This is a genomic window from Chlorobium sp. KB01, from assembly GCF_001975465.1.
Lineage (GTDB): Bacteria > Bacteroidota > Chlorobiia > Chlorobiales > Chlorobiaceae > Chlorobium.
In genome coordinates this window covers 1-3933 of sequence record NZ_MPJE01000061.1, presented here as the reverse complement: position 1 = coordinate 3933, position 3933 = coordinate 1, and the positions used below count along the sequence as shown (strand labels likewise).

Below are 3933 nucleotides of genomic sequence, written 5' to 3'. Positions count from 1 at the left end.
TTTCGCACCTGCTCCAACCGTTCACCTGAAGATAGCTGATGATCAACCGACTCTTCGGCCTCTGCAAGCAGCGTTTGCACAAACTCTCCACTCCCCAGTATCCGTTCATCACCCTTTTCCCTCAACCCCTGCTTGCGCATCGTCAGCACGTTCGACCAACCGCCATGTGATCGAACCAGACCACCCCCCGACAGTTCCTGCTCACGATCAACACCCATCTCCTCCTCAAGAAACACAACGTATGCTCTTCGTGCCTTCCCCTCCGTACTTCCGAAATAACTCAGCACATACTCCCGGTCAAACCACTCATGGTTAATCCGTTTCATCAGCACCGCATGACCGCTCCAGGGATATCGGGCAAGCTCCTCAAATGAATCGACAATGCCTGCTTTCAGTGGATTGAGATGGATATAGGCAACCAGTTTGTCAAAATATGCCTCCTCTTCACAGATAATTGATTTATAACGGTTCTGAAAAAGATGGCCTGCTCTTTTATGGCGACGGTTGTAATACTGAGCATAACCGGAAAGCAGGCGGCGCATGTAGGTTGAGAGTCCGCTCTCGCTGCTTTTGAGCAGGATGTGCAGATGGTTCGTCATCAGCGCATAGGCATAGATTGCTGTTCCGGAACCCTTCGCAAGAGTACCCATGCGACGCATAAACTCTTTACGGTCATCATCATCGGTAACTATAGCACCTCGCTCTATCCCACGGATAATTACATGATGCAATGTTCCGGGCGCATCAAGTCTCGCTCCTCTCGGCATGTATCATCCTCGCTTGTTTTGCTGACAGAATATGATTCGTAAGTAATATAAAAAAGATACACCAACTTCTTCTCTTATTAAACAACGTCCCAAAGTCTCACTCGATTAGATATATGCTTAAGCGCGTTGCCCCGTGGCCGGACTACGCTGGGTTTCAATCCTCGGTGAGTGCAATTAGATATATGCCGACTGAACCCGGTTACATGTTCACAACAAAAAGAGTTTCAATCCTCGGTGAGTGCAATTAGATATATGCGGTGAGTTTGAGAGGCTGATAAATAACCGTACGGTTGTTTCAATCCTCGGTGAGTGCAATTAGATATATGCGGTGTACGGCCCGGCTGGTTCAGGTAAAACAACACGTTTCAATCCTCGGTGAGTGCAATTAGATATATGCGCCGATCTGACCTTCTCAAACATCTCGGGTATTGTTTGTTTCAATCCTCGGTGAGTGCAATTAGATATATGCACATGGACAGTGAAGCGTGAACTACCTATATCTCCGGGTTTCAATCCTCGGTGAGTGCAATTAGATATATGCCTCATGAACTCCGCGTATTCCTGTGTGCCCTTCAGGGCGTTTCAATCCTCGGTGAGTGCAATTAGATATATGCGTCCACAATCCAGAGCGGCAACCGCCTGCTCCCCGCAGTTTCAATCCTCGGTGAGTGCAATTAGATATATGCTGGGTGCGTAGTCGTGTTGATGTGTGTGTCTTGATGTTTCAATCCTCGGTGAGTGCAATTAGATATATGCCCAGACGCTGAGCACATACTCAGCTCCAGCATTACAGTTTCAATCCTCGGTGAGTGCAATTAGATATATGCAGTGCATCCGGAAACCCTTTACTGGCAAGGGTTGCTGGCGCGAAATCGAAGGCTCGTTGAAAAACCGGCGATTTCAAGGGACAATGGCCTGATTTTACTCTTGTACAGCATCTGTATCTTAAACAAAATCATGAAGATAAACAACATCGAAGGCTCATTGTGCATGAAAATATCTTTTAAACCCATACCAAGCCTTATGTTACAGTCGAAAAGAGCTGTTTTTCAGCTTCCTGTTCGTGAGGTCTCGATGCATCTGCGTTTATTTTGGGCAACTCTATACCGGAAGCCGGTACGGATCATACTTATCCCTGGTTCCGGCTATGACATCCCGCATGATCCTGACCTGTTTTTCAATATGGCGCCGGAAATTGAGCGTTTTGCCGGTATAGCCGTCACGGGACTCCTGCCACATTCTTGTTTCAAAAATGTTCAGATATTTTTTGCCGGGCGTACGTTGTAAAGCTCTACATCTTCGTTGATGGTGATACCATCGTTAACGGTCGCTTTTTCAAAAATGAGCTTTGCTGTAGAAAAAAAATCGCTTGCTTCGGCTTTCAGATGCCGTGCGGCCATGCGACAATAATCCGCATCCGTTTCAACTCCAATGCTGTTTCGACCGGTTTTAAGTGCGGCAATCATGGAGGTTCCTGACCCACAGAACGGATCAAGCACGGTATCGCCTTCAAAAGAAAACATCCTCACAATCCGTAACGCAAGTTCAAGGGGAAATGGCGCAGGATGCTGTTTTGTTGAGGCTCCGGGAATAGTCCAGATTTGCTGAAACCAATGATTAAAATCATCTTTGCTGATTCGGCTGGCATCCCGTTGCTCTTCACTTGGCTTGCGATACCCTCCAGGCTTTCGCTGCATGAGTATAAACTCCATATCATTTTTGATAATGGCATTCGGCTCGTATGGCTTGCCAAGAAACTTTGATCCATTGGATACCTCGTAAGAGGCATTGGCAATCTTGTGCCAGATGATCGGGTTCAGGTTGTCAAAACCAATATGGCGGCAGGAAACGCAAATATCGGCATGAAGCGGAAAAACAAGGTGCCTCCCGAAATCACGCCGGGCAACACAAACATCCCCGACAACACAGACAAGGCGACCTCCCGGAACAAGAACCCGGTAGATATGACGCCAGACTTTTTCAAGTTCTGAAAGAAATGCCTCATAATCATCAATATGACCAAGCTGATCCGGCGATTCATTATACCGCTTCAGATTCCAGTATGGTGGTGAGGTTATGACAAGATGCACAGAATCGTCATCAACGAAAGAGAGGTCACGTGCATCTCCATTAATGAGCCTGTGCAACGAATGGTGACTGTTGTTCATAAAAATGTACCAATATGACCCGTAAGAATTTTTGCGAAACGTTCCAGCGAAAGATCATCTGCCGGTACATGAAAGCTACCATCGATACCCTCCTTTCCGGAAGAAGTTATAAAAGCGGCAGCAGTATAATGCCGTTCGAGCACCAGTTTACGACAAAAAAGCTCATAGCGACGCTGGTATGAAGCACCTTCAAACTCCGAAAACACCTTGAAATGAGGCTCTTTAACCTTCACCGGAAGAATGGATGCCTCGCACTCTTCCAGCATAAAAAAATATCCAAGAAATGGCTGTGGACTGTCAAGATACGCATGTTCGCGATATGCCGTCCACAAATCGAGTGCACTGCCCATAGCCTCCTCTGTCCGGTTATTGAAATTGTTTCCGAAAGAGGGGCCCACTTGTGATTTTGCTTCAATGGCAGCAATCAAGGTTTGATCACGGACAACAAGAAGATCCCACTCTTTTGTCGGCCTGAAATATCCCGGAAGTTCAACTGACCTCTTTCTGAACACATACTGCTCTGCAATACCCGCACTGATAATGAGTTCCGTGAACAAGTCAATAAATCCATCCAACTGGGCTCCTCCGGTTACAGCGCTGCGCAGGCCCTGATCAGCCTTGCCGCTCTGTTCCTGCCGTTCAACCTGTACAGCCCTTGTCTGCCAATAATGGGCCACCGCCCTTTCGCTCCATTTTGGTAGTCCCTGAAGTATTGCCGGGTTCATTATCACTTTGTTTGCCCTGTTCATAAAGGAAAAAACAAAAAATACGTAATTTACCGGTCAAACGCGCACTCCTTATACTCCTTATACTCCGGGACGTTGTTAAGCAACGATAGAACTCTCAATATACTCCAGGACGTTGTTAAGCAACGATAGAACTCTCAATATATCAGCTTTTTCGTGTCATATAGTTCACTCCGCCTGTAGTTACTCCCAGTTGCCGGGCGGTCTCGGCCATTGACAGGCCATACTCGCTGGTAAACTTTAGGGCGAGAC

4 protein-coding genes and 1 CRISPR repeat array are annotated in these 3933 nt (G+C 47.0%); all 4 genes read right to left on the bottom strand.

The features are described from left to right. Positions 1–767, bottom strand: a 767-nt coding sequence (locus BOO20_RS06145) for a transposase (protein ID WP_076791397.1), incomplete at its 3' end; no start/stop codon positions are given. Positions 768–849: 82 nt separating this feature from the next. Further along, positions 850–1594: a CRISPR direct-repeat array (repeat unit 35 nt; unit sequence GTTTCAATCCTCGGTGAGTGCAATTAGATATATGC). Positions 1595–1868: 274 nt separating this feature from the next. Further along, positions 1869–2006: a hypothetical protein gene (locus BOO20_RS06140; protein ID WP_233120909.1), complete on the bottom strand. Its 138-nt coding sequence runs from the start codon at positions 2004–2006 to the stop codon at positions 1869–1871. Between the two features lie 17 nt (positions 2007–2023). Continuing rightward, positions 2024–2935: a site-specific DNA-methyltransferase gene (locus BOO20_RS06135; RefSeq protein ID WP_076791395.1), complete on the bottom strand. Its 912-nt coding sequence runs from the start codon at positions 2933–2935 to the stop codon at positions 2024–2026. Continuing rightward, the gene (locus BOO20_RS06130) at positions 2932–3660 is read right to left on the bottom strand and encodes a PaeR7I family type II restriction endonuclease (protein ID WP_076791394.1); all 729 of its coding nucleotides are present in this window, start codon (positions 3658–3660) and stop codon (positions 2932–2934) included. The genes BOO20_RS06135 and BOO20_RS06130 overlap by 4 nt, the downstream gene beginning before the upstream one ends. Positions 3661–3933 lie beyond the last annotated feature (273 nt).

What these genes read in the sequence shown, in the direction of transcription:
- BOO20_RS06140 (WP_233120909.1), bottom strand. Translation starts at nt 2,006, where the DNA reads ATGTGGCAGGAGTCCCGTGACGGCTATACCGGCAAAACGCTCAATTTC.
- BOO20_RS06135 (WP_076791395.1), bottom strand. Translation starts at nt 2,935, where the DNA reads ATGAACAACAGTCACCATTCGTTGCACAGGCTCATTAATGGAGATGCA.
- BOO20_RS06130 (WP_076791394.1), bottom strand. Translation starts at nt 3,660, where the DNA reads ATGAACCCGGCAATACTTCAGGGACTACCAAAATGGAGCGAAAGGGCG.